This is a genomic window from Nocardioides potassii (assembly GCF_021648885.1).
Classification (GTDB): domain Bacteria; phylum Actinomycetota; class Actinomycetes; order Propionibacteriales; family Nocardioidaceae; genus Nocardioides; species Nocardioides potassii.
Genome location: NZ_JAKJHZ010000008.1, coordinates 1 through 13,610, shown reverse-complemented (window position 1 = coordinate 13,610; position 13,610 = coordinate 1). Strand labels below are relative to the sequence as shown.

Genomic DNA, 13,610 nt, shown 5'->3' with positions numbered 1-13,610 from the left:
GCGATTGTGACACCATTACTGTCACAGTCCAACAGGTGTGACCCGCGTCATGAAGGAGAGATGGAGGAGAAGTGGTGGAGACCGAGCTGCTCACGCTCGACGAGCTGACCGAGCGCACGGGAGTGAGCGCGCGCAACGTGCGCTTCTACGCCTCACGCGGCCTGGTCCCCTCGCCGGTGCGCCGCGGCCGCTCGGGCTACTACGGCCCCGACCACGTCGCCCGGCTCGAGCTCGTCCGCGAGCTCCAGGGCCACGGCTTCACGCTGTCCGCGATCGAGAAGTACGTCGACGCGATCCCCGACAGCGCCACCCCCTCCGACATCGCCCTGCACCTCTCACTCCTCGCTCCCGTCACCGGCGACCGCGACGTGGACGTGCCCGGCGGCCTGTCGGGGATGGGTATCTCGCCGGAGGCGGCCGCGGCCGTCGCCGAGGTGTACGCCGAGCACGGCCGGCAGGTCGCCGAGGAGCTGTCGGAGATCGTCCGGACGATGGTGTGGCCGCAGTTCCGCGCCGCCGGCTACACCGCCGAGCAGCTGCGCGAGTTCATCCACCGGCTCAAGCCGCTCACCATCGCCGGCCTCGTCGCCGCCTACGAGCAGGCGATCGACGCCAGCCAGGCGACGTACGACGGCAGGCAACCTCGGCACTAGCCCCACGGGGTGTCACGGGTCGTGACGGGTGTTGGCAGGCTGGGCACATGACAGCGTCGAGCGAGCGGACCCGATGACCGGCGCAGCCGTCTACCTGCTGCTCGGCCTGTCCCTGCTCGTCGCGACGGTCCTGCCCCTCGCCACCCAGCGCATCGCGCTGTCCCCGCCGATGGTGCTGGTCGGGGTGGGCATGCTCTTCGGGCTGCTGCCGATGGCGGACGAGGTCAGCCTCGACCCGCGGGACCACCGCGACCTCGTCGTCCACGTCACCGAGTTCACGGTGCTCGTCGCGCTGATGGGCGTCGGGCTCGCGATCGACCGGCACCTGCACCTCCGGTCGTGGCGATCGATCCGCACCTGGTCGCCGGTCTGGCGGCTGCTGCTCGTCACGATGCCGCTCACGATCGGCGCGATGACGCTGATCGGCTGGTGGGTGGCTGGGCTCGCGCCCGCGATCGCGCTGCTGCTCGGCGCGGTGCTCGCCCCCACCGACCCGGTGCTGGCCTCCGACGTCCAGGTCGGGGAGCCGATCACCGAGGACGTGGCCGAGGCGGAGGAGGACGACGGTGTCGAGGAGGACGACGACATCCGCTTCGCCCTCACCGCGGAGGCCGGCCTCAACGACGGCCTCGCCTTCCCCTTCGTGCACCTCGCGCTGCTGCTGCTGGCCGGCGGCTTCACCGCCCTCGACGCCGGGGCGTGGATCGGGTGGTACGTCCTGGGCAAGATCGCCGCCGGCGTCGCGGTCGGCCTCGTCGTCGGGTGGCTGCTGGGACGGCAGGCGTTCCACACCCGCGTGGAGACGCTGCGCCTCGCCGACGCCGGCGAGCCACTGCTGGCACTCGCCGCGCTGCTGGCGTCGTACGGCGCCGCGGAGCTCGTCGGCGGCTACGGGTTCCTCGCGGTCTTCGTGTGCGCGATGCGGCTGCGCGCCTCCGACCGCGGTCACTCCTACCAGCGCGCGATGCACGGCGTGGTCGACCGCCTGGAGCGGTTGATGACGCTGCTCGTCCTGCTGGTCCTCGGCATGGCGATGACGCAGGGGCTGCTCTCCGACCTCGACTGGCGCGGGGTCCTGCTCGCGCTGGCGCTCCTGCTGGTCGTGCGCCCGCTGACGGGCTACGCCGCCGTCCGGCTGTTCTGCCGCGACGAGCGGGAGGAGGGTGGGCTCGACCGCGGCGAGATGGCGGCGGTCGCGTTCTTCGGCGTCCGCGGCGTCGGCTCGCTGTTCTACCTCGCGTACGCCGGCGCGCACGAGCACCTGCCCGACGAGCCGTGGTTGTGGTCGACCGTCGCCTTCACGGTGATCGCGTCGGTGCTGCTGCACGGCGTGACCGCGACGCCGGCGATGGCCCGGATCGACGCCCGGCGCGGACGCTCCACTTCGGTGGGCTGACAGAGTGTCCACATGAGCACCGTCCTCGTCACCGGCGCGACCGGGTTCATCGGCCGCCGCCTCGTGCCCGCCCTCCTCGACGCCGGTCACGACGTGCGCGCCATGACGCGGCACCCCGAGACGTACGACGGCCCGGGCGACCCGGTCGGCGCGGACGTGATGGACGCCGACTCCCTGGTCCCGGCGCTCGAGGGCGTCGACGTCGCCATCTACCTGGTGCACTCGCTCGACGACCCCGACTTCGAGCGCAAGGACGCGGAGGCGGCGCGCAACTTCAGCCGCGCGGCCGCTGCTGCCGGGCTGAAGCAGATCGTCTACATGGGCGGCCTCGGCGACGAGGAGCACGACCTGTCCGCGCACCTGCGCTCGCGGCGCGAGGTCGAGGGCCTGCTCGGCGAGGACGGCGTGCCGGTCACGGTCCTGCGCGCCGCGATCGTGGTCGGCCACGGCGGCATCTCGTGGGAGATCACCCGCCAGCTCGTGAAGAACCTCCCCGCGATGGTCGTGCCCAAGTGGGTCGGCACGCGCACGCAGCCGATCGCGATCGACGACGTGGTGCGCTACCTCGCCGGCGTCGTCGACCACCCGGACGCGCTGGGTCGCGTCTTCGAGATCGGCGGCCCGGACCAGCTCACCTACGGCGACATGCTCCAGGGCGTGGCGCTCGCGATGACAGGCCGCAAGCTCCCGATCGTCGTCCTCCCGCTGCTCACCCCCGGCCTGTCGTCGCGCTGGCTCGCGCTCGTCACCGACGTCGACGTCACGACCGGTCGCAACCTGATCGACTCGATGTCGACCGAGGTCCTCGTCCGCGACACGTCGATCCGCGACGTGGTGCCGGGCGAGCCGCTGTCCTACGACGAGTCCGTGCGGCGGGCGTTGGAGGAACGCGCGTCCGAGAGCCAGTGATCGACCGGCACGCCACCAGCGCGTCGGACGAGCGAGCGGTCACGAAGGGCACACGCATCGTCCTCGACGTGGACACCGGCATCGACGACGCGCTAGCGCTGCTGTACGCCGTCAGCAGCGGCGCTCTCGACCTGTGTGCAGTGACCACTGTCTCAGGCAACGTCCCCGCCGAGCGCGCCGCGCACAACTCCACCGGCGTGCTGGCGCAGGCCGGCGCCGCACACGTGCCGGTCGCCATCGGTGCGCGTCGGACGACGCAGGGTCGCGGTCCGCGCACCGGTCCCACGAACCATGGCCCGGACGGCCTGGGCGGGGTGTCGGCCCCTTCCGGCCCCGACCCGGTCGACGCCGATCCGGTGGACCTGCTCGCCGAGGCGGCACGCGGCGGAGCCGTGACCCTCGTCGGGCTGGCTCCCATGACCAACGTCGCTCGGCTGGCGCCGCACTCCGACGCGCTCGTGCTGGTCGGTGGCGAGCTGGTCGTGGAGCAGCCTCCGGAGTTCAACGCGTCCCACGACGCCGCCGCGACTGCTGAGGTCATCGCCGCCGGACGCCCCACGACGCTCTACGTGGCCGACGTCTTCGAACGGGTCGCGGTGGCGGCCGCCGACATCGACCTCCTCCGCGGGAGCCAGCGGCCCAGCGCCGTGCTCGCGGGCGAGCTGATCCAGGTTCGACGCAACCACCTCATCGGTGACGCGGGCGCCCTCGTGCTCCTCACCCACCCCCACCTCTTCGTCACCGAGCGCCGTCGCATCGGCATGCTCGGGGACGTGCTCACCGACGACGCCAGCGGCACCCTGGTGGACGTCGTCGTGGACGTGGACGCAGCAGCCGTCGCGACGGCCTTCGTCGAGACGATGCTCGGCGGTGCCTGACGAGCAGGCCGCGTGCCGCCCGAGCGCGGCCGGTCGGACTAGAAGAGCAGTGGGAGCAGGAAGAGCATCGACAGGGACCACGTGATGTGGGTCAGGATCGGTGCGAGGATCCCGCCGCTCGCGCGTCGTTCGAGGCCGCAGACCGCGCCGAGCAGGACGGCCGCGAAGCCGAGCATGATGTTGCCCGTGGCGAGCGTCGCGACGACGTACGCCAGCGTGGTCCAGGCGACGGGGTGGCGCGGGATCGCGGCGTACATCGCGCCGCGGAAGAACAGCTCCTCGGCGATGCCGTTGACGAACGTGATGACGGCCAGCAGCGCCAGCGATCCCTCGTCGGCGTAGGCCAGGACGGACGAGACGTAGTCGGCCAGCGGAGGTATCTCCCGCACGACGAGCGCCCCGAGGATGAAGATCCCGACCATCAGCAGGCCGAGCAGGATCGGCGCGAGGATCGGTCGTACGAAGATCTCACCCTCTCCAGCGATCCGTCCGAGGTGGAGCCGACCGGAGAGGAAGGCCCCGACCGCCCAGACGAGGGCGAGCACGACGGCGGCGACGTAGAAGAGGTTGCCACCGGGCTCGAGCCGCAGGGACCAGCCGAGCACGCCGGCACCGACGAGCACCACGACCGCGGCGACGACCTGGCGTCGGCGGAACGCGGCGTCGGTGTCGCGCTGGTCGCGCGGGACGACGTCCCACAACGACCGCTGGATCCAGGTGCGCATGTCGACCACGGTACGGACCCTCATCCACCCGCGGTGATCCGGCTGAGGGCGACGACGGCCCGGGACTGCGACTCCTCGTCCCCGCCGGCCGCCTCGAGCAGCTCACGCTGGCGGCGCGCGCCGGTTCCGTCGGCGAGGAGCCGGGCGATCCCCGCGTCCACGTGCTCGCGGTCGCCCGCGTCGTCGAGGGCGTCGCCGACGTGGTCGAGGAGGTCTCCGAGGACGTCAGTCGCAGGGCGCGAGGTGCCGGTGGGCGGGTGGACGAGCTCGCCGGTCAGGCCGTAGCGACCCGCCTTCCAGCCGGCCAGCCTCAGCAGCGGAGCCGGTACGTCGGGAGCGGGCACGCCGTCGGCCCACTCGCGGGCGGCGGTCTCGACCAGCGCACGGGCGAGTCCCGCGACGACGACGGCATCGCGGACGTCGAGGCAGACGTCGGCGGTACGGATCTCGACCGTCGGGTGCAGCGCGGACAGCCGGGCGTCGGTGTAGACCATCGCCTCGTCGATCGGCACGCCGGTCGCCAGCATCGCGTCGACGTGGGCGCGGTAGGCCTCGGGCGTGCCGAGCACGGGCAGGGCGCCCGAGCTGGGCCAGCGTGCCTGCATCTGGGAGCGGTAGCTCTCGTAGGCGGTGTCGACCGACTGCGACCACGGCGAGTTCGCGCTGATCGCCAGCAGCAGCGGCAGCCACGTGCGGATCCGGTCCAGCACGCCGACGCCCTCGGCCGCGCCCGACACCGACACGTGGACGTGGCAGCCGCAGACGAGCTGCTCGGCGATGACGAGCCCGTAGCGCTGCGCCATCGCGTCGTACCTGTCGGTCCGCTCCACCCTCGTCTGGCCGGCGAGCGGTGACGTCCCGGTCGCCACCACCCGCGCACCCACCTCGAGGGCGGCCGCGCGCGTGCGCTCGCGCCAGGCACGCAGCGCGTCCTCGAGCGCGGCCAGGCTGTCGACCGGCGGCGTGTCGGTCTCGACCTGGGTCTGGTGCAGCTCGTGGCCCAGCGACCCGCCGTGCTCGTCGGCGGGCATCGGGTTGCGCACGTCCCTCGCCTCCGCCGCCCGGATCACCTCCGCCGCGACGTTGCTCGGCCGGCCCGTGCCCGCGTCGACGAGGAGCAGCTCCTCCTCCACCCCGATCGTTCGCATGGGATCGATCCAATCAAACCCGTGTCGGGCCCCGCCCCCTCCCCGGGGCCTCAGCGGTCCTGGGCCTGCCGAGCGCCCGCGTCGGCGGCCAGGAGCTCGCGGACGCGCGGTACGACCTCCTCGCCGTAGAGGCGGATGGACTCGAGCCGCTGCTCGTGCGGGAGCGCACCGACGGAGTACTTCAGCTGGAAGCGGGAGAGGCCGAGGGTCCGTGCGGCCCAGGCGATCTTCTGGGCGACGGTCTCGGGCGAGCCGACGAAGAGCGCGCCGGTCGGCGAGGCCGACTGCTCGAAGGCGATCCGGCTGTAGGGACCCCAGCCGCGCTCGCGGCCGATGCGGGTGACCAGCTCGGCTTGGTGGGGGTAGAGCTGCTCGCGCGCCTCGTCGTCGGTCGCCGCGATGTGGCCCGGCGAGTGCATGCCGATCGGGAGCTCGGGCAGGCCGAGCTGGCCGAGCGCGTCGCGGTAGAGGTCGGCGAACGGCACGAACGCCGACGGCGAGCCGCCGATCACGGCGAGCATCAGCGGCATGCCGTAGCGCGCAGCCCGTACGACGGACTGCGGCGTGCCGCCGACACCGATCCAGGCGGGCACCTTCCCGGCCGCAGTGGTCGGGAAGACCGGCTGGTCGACCAGCGGCGTGCGGATCGTGCCCTCCCACGTCACCGGCTGCTCGCGCTGGACGGCGGCGAAGAGGTCGAGCTTCTCCTCGAAGAGCCGGTCGTAGTCACCGAGGTCGAGGCCGAACAGCCCGAAGGACTCGATGAAGGAGCCGCGACCCAGCTGCACCTCGGCGCGGCCGTTGCTCACGGCGTCGAGGGTGGCGAAGCGCTCGTAGACCCGGATCGGGTCGTCCGAGGACAGGACCGTGACACCGGTGCCGAGGCGGATCCGCTCGGTCTGTCCGGCGATGGCGGCCAGGACGACGTCCGGCGCGGAGATCGCGTAGTCCGCGCGGTGGTGCTCACCGAGGCCGATGTAGTCGAGGCCGACCCGGTCCGCCAGCACCGCCTCCGCGACGACCTCCCGGATCGTCTCGGCGTGGTTGCCGGGAGCGCCGTCGAGGGGCGCGTCGCCGAACGTGTCGAGCCCGAGGCTCGGGTGCTCCTTCGTGCCGAGCACTCTGTGGTCGAACTCGCGGACGTCGTCGGTCATGTCAGCCTCCGGGTTGGTTGAAGGGTGAACGATCGGGACGGGAGCATCATTCCGCTGGTCGAGGAGGTCGCGCAGCGACCGTCACCAGACCCGGTGCAGGTCTCGTGACAGGCGCCAGGGCGCCTTCCTCGACCAGCGGTCGAGAGGTGTGATCGTGTCCGTCAGCGGCCGCGGGAGAACGACGCGGCGCTGTGCCCGCCGCCCTGCGAGGACTGGCCGCGACCCTGCGAGGACCGGCCACCGGAGCGACGTCGGTTGCCGCCGTTGCCTCCCTGGCCGCCCTGCGAGGACTGGCCGCCGCCGGAGCGACGGCGCTGGCCACCGCCACCGTTGGACGAGCCGGACGAGCCGGAGCCCGAGGGCTGGCCGGTCTCGGTGGTGTACGACGTCGGGTTGCCGCGCCGCGACCGGCCGTTGGTCTGGCCGGACTTGCGGGCCCGCTTGCGCTGGGCGTTGGCACCGGTGGAGCGACCGCCACCACCGTTGGCGCCGGCTGCCGGCGCCTCGACGGTGAGGCCACCGGGGACCAGCGTCCGTTCGCCGGGAGCGAGCTGGACCAGCACGGGGTGGCTGGGGCCGTCGACCTTGGTGGTGACGGGCTTGATGCCGGCCTGACGGGTCAGGTCGCGCACGTCGCGCTGCTGCTCGTCGGTCATGAGGGTGATCACGGTGCCCTCGTTGCCCGCGCGCGCCGTACGGCCCGAGCGGTGCAGGTAGGCCTTGTGCTCGACCGGCGGGTCGGCGTGGACGACCAGCGACACGTCGTCGACGTGGATGCCGCGGGCGGCGATGTCGGTGGCGACCAGGGTCGTGGCGTGGCCTGCGTGGAACGCTTCCATGTTGCGGGTGCGCGCGTTCTGGGACAGGTTGCCGTGGAGCTCGACGCTCGGCACACCGTTCTTGTTGAGCTGGCGGGCCAGCGCCTTGGCGCCGTACTTGGTGCGCGTGAAGACGACCGTGCGTCCGGGCGCGCTGGTCAGGTCGACCAGCACCGGCACCCGCTGCTCGCGCGAGAGGTGCAGGACGTGGTGCTTCATCGTGGCGACCGGCGACTGCGCCGAGTCGGCCTCGTGGGTCACGGCGTCGGTGAGGAAGCGCTTCACCAGGACGTCGATCGCCTTGTCGAGGGTGGCGGAGAACAGCATGCGCTGGCCCGTCCGCGGCGTCTTGTCCATGATCCGGCGCACGCCGGGCAGGAAGCCGAGGTCGGCCATGTGGTCGGCCTCGTCGAGGACGGTGATCTCGACGGCCGACAGGTCGGCGTAGCCCTGGCCCATGAGGTCCTCGAGGCGGCCGGGGCAGGCGATGACGATGTCGACGCCCTTCTTGAGCGCGGTCACCTGCGGGTTCTGACCGACGCCGCCGAAGACGGTGCGGGTGGTGAGACCGGTCGCGTCCGCGAGCGGCTTGAGCGAGGCCTCGATCTGTCCGACGAGCTCGCGGGTCGGCGCCAGGATCAGCGCGCGCGGCTTGCGCGGCATGGCCGGCAGCTTGCTCGCGTCCAGGCGGGCGACGAGCGGGAGGAGGAAGGCGTACGTCTTGCCCGAGCCGGTGCGGCCACGGCCGAGGACGTCGCGCCCGGCGAGGCTGTCGGGCAGCGTCGCGGTCTGGATGGGGGTGGGAGTGGTGATGCCCTGCTGCTCCAGGATCTGGACGAGCGAGGACGGGACGCCGAGGTCGGCGAAGGTCATGTGAGTTGCTTTCGGTTGGCGTCTCGCCACCGTGAGCCGCATCTGTGTCGAGCGGCGTACGTGCCTCAGTAGTGAGGGAGGGTCACCCGGATCGGGGACCTGCGCCCGGGGCAAGACCGGCCGGGCGTCTGAGGTGACAACGCTAGTGGGACGGGTAGTGTTCCCGCGAATCGTTTGCGGTGTGAGCCGCCACTCAGACGCCCAGCCGGTGGTCACGCACAGCAGGGCTGGGCATCTCCCGTCAGCTGCTCACGGGTCTCCTCGACCACGACGTCGGTCGGCGCGGTCAGGTCGTCGGTGATCGTGTAGATCTCCCACCGCTCGCCGTCGGGCGTGCCCTGGACCCAGAACTTGTCCTGCTTGGCGTAGCAACAGGTGGTGTCGCGCTCCTCCGTCGTCGCGAAGCCCGCGGCACCGAGGCGGGTGAGCTCGGAGTCGACGGTGTCGACGTCCGCGACCTCGACCCCGAGATGGTTGATGCTGCCGCCGCTCCCGGGGTTCTCGATCAGCACGAGCTTGAGCGGCGGCTCGGCGATGGCGAAGTTGGCGTAGCCCGGCCGGCGCTTGTGGGGTTCGGCGCCGAAGAGCGTGGAGTAGAAGGCGATCGACGTCTCGAGGTCGTCGACGTTGAGGGCGAGCTGCAGGCGGGACATGAGAATCTCCAGTCATATAGATGATGGTCGATGTGTTGAGATTGCAGCAGACATCGACATCTGTCAATATTGATCTGTGTCGAAGTCGTTGCTCACGCTCACGCCCGTCGAGACGGCCGCCTGCTGCTCACCCCTCCTGCGCGAGCCCTTGTCGCTCGACCAGGCGGAGCGCGTCGTACCGCTGCTGAAGGCGCTCGCGGACCCCGTGCGGCTCCGACTGGTCTCGATCGTGGCCGCCAGCGAGGGCGGCGAGGCGTGCGTGTGCGACCTCAACGACGCCTTCGACATCTCGCAGCCGACGATCAGCCACCACCTCAAGGTGCTGCACGAGGCGGGGCTGCTCGACCGGTCCAAGCGGGGCGTGTGGGTCTACTACGCCGTACGACGCGAGGTGCTGGCCGACGTCGCCGCCCTCATCGGCGGGAGCGCATGACCCCCACCCTGGTCGCGCGCGCCACCGCCGAGCTGGTCGGGACGATGCTGCTCGTCGCCACGGTGGTCGGGTCGGGTGTGATGGCGACCGAGCTCACTGACGACGTCGCACTGCAGCTGCTCGCCAACTCGCTCGCGACGGGTGCCGCACTGGTCGCCCTGATCGTGTCGCTCCAGCCGGTGTCGGCGGCCTTCAACCCGGTCGTGACGCTGGTCGAGCTCGTGCTCCGCGTCATCCCGGCCCGCACCGCGGCCGTCCTCGTCGTCGCGCAGGTCGTCGGCGGCGCACTGGGCGCGATCATCGCCAACGTGATGTTCGACCTGTCCGCCGTCGACCTGTCGTCGCACGACCGCACCGGAACCGGGTTGTGGCTCGGCGAGGTCGTCGCGACCGCTGGGCTGGTGCTCGTCATCGTCGGCTGCACCCGCACGGGCCGTTCGGACACGATCGCCTGGGCGGTCGCCGGCTGGATCGTCGCGGCGTACTGGTCGACCTCGTCCACGAGCTTCGCCAATCCGGCGGTCACCGTCGCCCGCACCCTGTCCGACACCTTCGCCGGCATCAGCCCGGCATCGGTGCCGATGTTCGTCCTCATGCAGCTCGTCGGGGGCGCGGTCGCCCTCGGCCTGCTGCGGCTGCTCCACCCCACGCCCCAGCGCGCCCCAGGAGGCACCCGTTGAGTGAGAAGCCGACCGTACTGTTCGTCTGCGTCCACAACGCCGGCCGCTCGCAGATGGCCGCAGGATGGCTGCGCCACCTCGCCGCCGACAGCGTCGAGGTGCTCTCGGCGGGATCGGCGCCCGCCGGGTCGATCAACCCCGTCGCCGTCGAGGCGATGGCCGAGGTCGGCATCGACATCGCCGGCCAGCAGCCGAAGCTCCTGAGTGACTCGGCTGTCCAGCAGGCCGACGTCGTCGTCACCATGGGCTGCGGCGACGCCTGCCCGTTCTACCCCGGCACGCGCTACGAGGACTGGGCGCTCGACGACCCTGCGGGGCAGGGCATCGAGGCGGTCAGGCCGATCCGCGACGAGATCAGGCGGCGTGTCGAGGACCTGATCGCCTCGCTCTGACCGCGCCTCAGCGCCAGTCGAGCACGCCGTCGTCGAGCTTCGCGGTGCGGAGCTTGATGGCGTCGTAGAGGTAGTTCTGCTTGAGCGCCCACGGCGCGACGGTGCCTTGCCGCGGCAGGGTGTGCACGAGCCGCTGGACGTAGCCGGCGTCGAAGTCCATGAGCGGGACCTCCTCGACCGAGTCGTCGCGCACGGGTACGACGCTGCGCGTGCCGGTCGAGCGGAGCCGCTTCAGCAGTCGGACGACGTACTCCGCGACGAGGTCGGCCTTCAGCGTCCACGAGGCATTGGTGTAGCCGATCGTGAAGGCGAAGTTGGGCACGCCCGAGAGCATCATCGCGCGGTAGGCCATGGTCTCGTGCGGCTTGACGGGTTGGCCGTCCACGGAGAGCTCGGCGCCGCCGAAGATCTGCAGGTTGAGACCGGTGGCCGTGACGACGATGTCGGCGTCGAGGTGCTCACCGGAGACGAGGTCGATGCCGGTCTCGGTGAACGACGCGATCCGGTCGGTCACGACCGACGCGGTGCCGTCCTTGATCGCTGCGAAGAGGTCGCCGTCCGGCACCAGGCACATCCGCTGGTCCCACGGGTCGTAGGACGGGTTGAAGTGCGTGTCCACGGCGTAGCCCGGGGGGAGCTGGGCGACGTTGGTCTTCCGCACCACCTTGCGCACGAGGTCGGGCCGGGCGCGGCTGATGCGGTAGAGCGCGGACTGCAGCGCGACGTTCTTCCAGCGGGTGAGCGAGTACGACCGCTCCTCCCCCACCAGCCTGGTGAGCCTGGCCTTCACCGAGTCGTTGCCCGGCACCGAGAGGATGTAGGTCGGCGAGCGCTGGAGCATCGTCACGTGGCCCGCACCGCCCGCGGCCATCGCCGGCACGAGCGTCACCGCGGTCGCGCCCGAGCCGATGACGACGACGCGCTTGCCGGCGTAGTCGAGGTCCTCGGGCCAGTGCTGCGGGTGCACGAGCTGACCGGCGAAGCGCTCCTGCCCCTCGAAGTCGGGCGTGTAGCCCTCCTCGTAGTCGTAGTAGCCGCTGCACGCCCAGAGGAAGTCGGCGGTGATCGTGCGGGGCTCGCCGTCGACCTCGGCCGTCACGGTCCAGCGCGCGGTCGTCGAGTCCCAGTCCGCCGAGACGACGCTGTGGCCGTAGCGGACGTGCTGGTCGACGCCGTACTCCCGCGCGGTGTCGCGCACGTAGTCGAGGATCGACTGGCCGTCGGCGAGCGCGACGTTTCCGCGCCACGGCCGGAACCGGTAGCCGAGGGTGTGCATGTCGGAGTCGGACCGCACGCCGGGGTAGCGGAACAGGTCCCAAGTGCCGCCGCTGACCGCGCGCCGCTCGAGGACGACGTACGACGTCCCGGGCAGGTCCTTGGCCAGGTGGGCCGCCGCACCGATGCCCGACAGCCCCGCTCCGATGATCAGCACGTCGACGTGCTCGGCCTTCGTCATGGCACCCAATGTAGGCCGACCCGGCGACGGCGTAACTATGAGTTACACCTCACTGGCCCGGGGGATCAGGCCTGCACCGCCGCCCCCGAGGCGATCAGCGCGTCGACGTCGTCGATCCCCCAGGCCGCCAGCGCCTCACCGGTGTGCTCGCCCGGCAGGGCCGGCGGGGTGCCGAGGGCGGCCTCGGTGCGCGAGAAGCGCGGCGCGGGGGCCGGCTGGGTGATGCCGTCGCGCTCGACGAAGGTGCCGCGCGCAGCGAGGTGCGGGTGGTGCGGCGCCTCGGCGAGCGGTACGACGGGCGCGACGCAGGCGTCCGTGCCGTCGAAGACCTCGGCCCACTCGGCCTGCGTCCGCTCCTTGAACCTCGTCGTGAGTCTCTCCCTGATCACGCGCGCGCTGGCCGGGTCGTCGCGGTCGGGCAGCTCGACGCCGATCCGCTCGACCAGCGCCGCCCAGAACTGCGGCTCGAGCGCGCCGACGCTGACGTGCTCGCCGTCCGCCGTCTCGTAGACGTCGTACCAGGGGGTGCCGCCGTCCAGCAGTCCCGACCGGCGCCGACCGCTGTCGAGGCCCATCGCGGCGAAACCGGAGGCGATCGTGTTGAGGTGGGCAGTGCCGTCGACGATGGCCGCGTCGACGACCTGTCCCTCGCCGCTGACCCGCGCCTCGAGCAAGGCGGCGAGGATGCCGACGACGAGGTAGGTCGACCCGCCGCCGAAGTCGCCGAGCAGGTTGCCCGGGAAGTGCGGCCGGTCGCGGTCCTGGCCGAGGCCGTGGAGGGCGCCGGTGATCGCGATGTAGTTCATGTCGTGCCCGGCGACCTGCGCCCACGGCCCGTCCTGCCCCCAGCCGGTCATCCGGCCGTAGACCAGCCGGGGGTTCCGGGCCAGGCAGTCGTCGGGCCCGAGGCCGAGCCGCTCCGTCGTACCCGGGCGCAGGCCCTCGACGAGGACGTCCGCCTTCTCGACGAGCCGGAGCACGGTCTCGATCGCGGCCGGCTGCTTGAGGTCGAGCGCGACACTCGGCCGGCCGCGGTTGAGCAGGTCCTGGCGCCCGAGCGCGAACATCCCCCCGCCCGGGCGGTCGATGCGGATCACGTCCGCGCCGAGGTCGGCCAGCAGCATGCACGCGTGCGGGCCGGGCCCGATCCCGGCGAGCTCCACCACCTTCACGCCCCGCAGCGGCCCGGTGCCCTGACCCAGCTCGTACGTCATGGGCCGATCATGACACCGACGCTGTCACGGTCGCGAGGGCGCGGCCGCACGGCTGGAGTCACCGGATATCCGGTGAGTCCTACGGTTCGTACCCGAGATCTCGGCCGACAAGCGTTGTGGTCACCGGACATCCGGTGACCACAACCGGAGGTGACCCAGACCACCTTGCAACTCGTTGCCAACGTCCGGCACACACCCGGCATGGCCCACCAGCACCCCCGACACCTC

14 protein-coding genes are annotated in these 13,610 nt (G+C 71.8%); 7 read left to right on the top strand and 7 right to left on the bottom strand.

Going from position 1 to position 13,610, the window contains the following annotated elements; all coding sequences use genetic code 11:
* Positions 1–74 precede the first annotated feature (74 nt).
* From L2K70_RS13560 to L2K70_RS13545, 4 genes are all read left to right on the top strand, one after another.
* Positions 75–653, top strand: a complete 579-nt coding sequence (locus L2K70_RS13560; RefSeq protein ID WP_236402708.1) for a helix-turn-helix domain-containing protein — start codon at positions 75–77, stop codon at positions 651–653.
* Positions 654–726: 73 nt separating this feature from the next.
* Positions 727–2,049, top strand: coding sequence for a cation:proton antiporter (locus L2K70_RS13555; protein ID WP_236402707.1), 1,323 nt, complete (start codon positions 727–729; stop codon positions 2,047–2,049).
* 12 nt (positions 2,050–2,061) lie between these two features.
* On the top strand, positions 2,062–2,958 hold the full coding sequence (locus L2K70_RS13550) for an NAD(P)H-binding protein (RefSeq protein WP_236402706.1): 897 nt from the start codon (positions 2,062–2,064) through the stop codon (positions 2,956–2,958).
* Positions 2,955–3,836, top strand: a complete 882-nt coding sequence (locus tag L2K70_RS13545) for a nucleoside hydrolase (RefSeq protein WP_236402705.1) — start codon at positions 2,955–2,957, stop codon at positions 3,834–3,836. Before L2K70_RS13550 ends, L2K70_RS13545 begins: the two co-directional genes overlap by 4 nt.
* Before the next feature lie 38 nt (positions 3,837–3,874).
* Here L2K70_RS13545 and L2K70_RS13540 read toward each other — a convergent pair whose 3' ends face one another.
* From L2K70_RS13540 to L2K70_RS13520, 5 genes are all read right to left on the bottom strand, one after another.
* Positions 3,875–4,561, bottom strand: coding sequence for a CPBP family intramembrane glutamic endopeptidase (locus L2K70_RS13540; RefSeq protein WP_236402704.1), 687 nt, complete (start codon positions 4,559–4,561; stop codon positions 3,875–3,877).
* A 20-nt stretch (positions 4,562–4,581) separates the two neighbouring features.
* Positions 4,582–5,709: a carboxylate-amine ligase gene (locus L2K70_RS13535; protein WP_236402703.1), complete on the bottom strand. Its 1,128-nt coding sequence runs from the start codon at positions 5,707–5,709 to the stop codon at positions 4,582–4,584.
* Between the two features lie 50 nt (positions 5,710–5,759).
* Positions 5,760–6,863 (bottom strand): LLM class flavin-dependent oxidoreductase, encoded by a 1,104-nt coding sequence (locus tag L2K70_RS13530; RefSeq protein WP_236402702.1) that lies wholly within the window; start codon positions 6,861–6,863, stop codon positions 5,760–5,762.
* A 161-nt stretch (positions 6,864–7,024) separates the two neighbouring features.
* The gene (locus L2K70_RS13525) at positions 7,025–8,554 is read right to left on the bottom strand and encodes a DEAD/DEAH box helicase (RefSeq protein ID WP_236402701.1); all 1,530 of its coding nucleotides are present in this window, start codon (positions 8,552–8,554) and stop codon (positions 7,025–7,027) included.
* A 212-nt stretch (positions 8,555–8,766) separates the two neighbouring features.
* Positions 8,767–9,207 (bottom strand): ArsI/CadI family heavy metal resistance metalloenzyme, encoded by a 441-nt coding sequence (locus tag L2K70_RS13520; RefSeq protein WP_236402700.1) that lies wholly within the window; start codon positions 9,205–9,207, stop codon positions 8,767–8,769.
* Between the two features lie 76 nt (positions 9,208–9,283).
* Here L2K70_RS13520 and L2K70_RS13515 point away from each other — a divergent pair, with 76 nt between their 5' ends.
* From L2K70_RS13515 to L2K70_RS13505, 3 genes are read left to right on the top strand one after another with little or no spacing between them, the layout of a single operon-like run.
* Complete coding sequence (locus tag L2K70_RS13515; RefSeq protein WP_236402699.1) at positions 9,284–9,640, top strand: ArsR/SmtB family transcription factor; 357 nt, start codon at positions 9,284–9,286, stop codon at positions 9,638–9,640.
* Positions 9,637–10,320 carry an aquaporin gene (locus L2K70_RS13510; RefSeq protein ID WP_236402698.1) on the top strand — a complete coding sequence of 228 codons (684 nt, stop codon included), beginning with the start codon at positions 9,637–9,639 and terminating at the stop codon, positions 10,318–10,320. Before L2K70_RS13515 ends, L2K70_RS13510 begins: the two co-directional genes overlap by 4 nt.
* On the top strand, positions 10,317–10,712 hold the full coding sequence (locus tag L2K70_RS13505) for an arsenate reductase ArsC (protein WP_268930611.1): 396 nt from the start codon (positions 10,317–10,319) through the stop codon (positions 10,710–10,712). Before L2K70_RS13510 ends, L2K70_RS13505 begins: the two co-directional genes overlap by 4 nt.
* Before the next feature lie 7 nt (positions 10,713–10,719).
* Here the strand turns inward: L2K70_RS13505 and L2K70_RS13500 are convergent, their stop codons facing one another.
* Together L2K70_RS13500 and L2K70_RS13495 are read right to left on the bottom strand one after the other, a co-directional pair.
* On the bottom strand, positions 10,720–12,168 hold the full coding sequence (locus L2K70_RS13500) for a flavin-containing monooxygenase (RefSeq protein ID WP_236402697.1): 1,449 nt from the start codon (positions 12,166–12,168) through the stop codon (positions 10,720–10,722).
* Positions 12,169–12,233: 65 nt separating this feature from the next.
* A complete protein-coding gene (locus L2K70_RS13495) occupies positions 12,234–13,382 on the bottom strand; it encodes a CaiB/BaiF CoA transferase family protein (protein ID WP_236402696.1) in 1,149 nt (382 codons plus the stop codon).
* Between the last annotated feature and the right edge of the window lie 228 nt (positions 13,383–13,610).

Excerpts from the sequence above, each read along its gene's own strand:
- L2K70_RS13555 (WP_236402707.1), top strand. The coding sequence starts at position 727 with ATGACCGGCGCAGCCGTCTACCTGCTGCTCGGCCTGTCCCTGCTCGTC.
- L2K70_RS13550 (WP_236402706.1), top strand. The coding sequence starts at position 2,062 with ATGAGCACCGTCCTCGTCACCGGCGCGACCGGGTTCATCGGCCGCCGC.
- L2K70_RS13540 (WP_236402704.1), bottom strand. The coding sequence starts at position 4,561 with ATGCGCACCTGGATCCAGCGGTCGTTGTGGGACGTCGTCCCGCGCGAC.
- L2K70_RS13535 (WP_236402703.1), bottom strand. The coding sequence starts at position 5,709 with ATGCGAACGATCGGGGTGGAGGAGGAGCTGCTCCTCGTCGACGCGGGC.
- L2K70_RS13530 (WP_236402702.1), bottom strand. The coding sequence starts at position 6,863 with ATGACCGACGACGTCCGCGAGTTCGACCACAGAGTGCTCGGCACGAAG.
- L2K70_RS13525 (WP_236402701.1), bottom strand. The coding sequence starts at position 8,554 with ATGACCTTCGCCGACCTCGGCGTCCCGTCCTCGCTCGTCCAGATCCTG.
- L2K70_RS13520 (WP_236402700.1), bottom strand. The coding sequence starts at position 9,207 with ATGTCCCGCCTGCAGCTCGCCCTCAACGTCGACGACCTCGAGACGTCG.
- L2K70_RS13510 (WP_236402698.1), top strand. The coding sequence starts at position 9,637 with ATGACCCCCACCCTGGTCGCGCGCGCCACCGCCGAGCTGGTCGGGACG.
- L2K70_RS13500 (WP_236402697.1), bottom strand. The coding sequence starts at position 12,168 with ATGACGAAGGCCGAGCACGTCGACGTGCTGATCATCGGAGCGGGGCTG.
- L2K70_RS13495 (WP_236402696.1), bottom strand. The coding sequence starts at position 13,382 with ATGACGTACGAGCTGGGTCAGGGCACCGGGCCGCTGCGGGGCGTGAAG.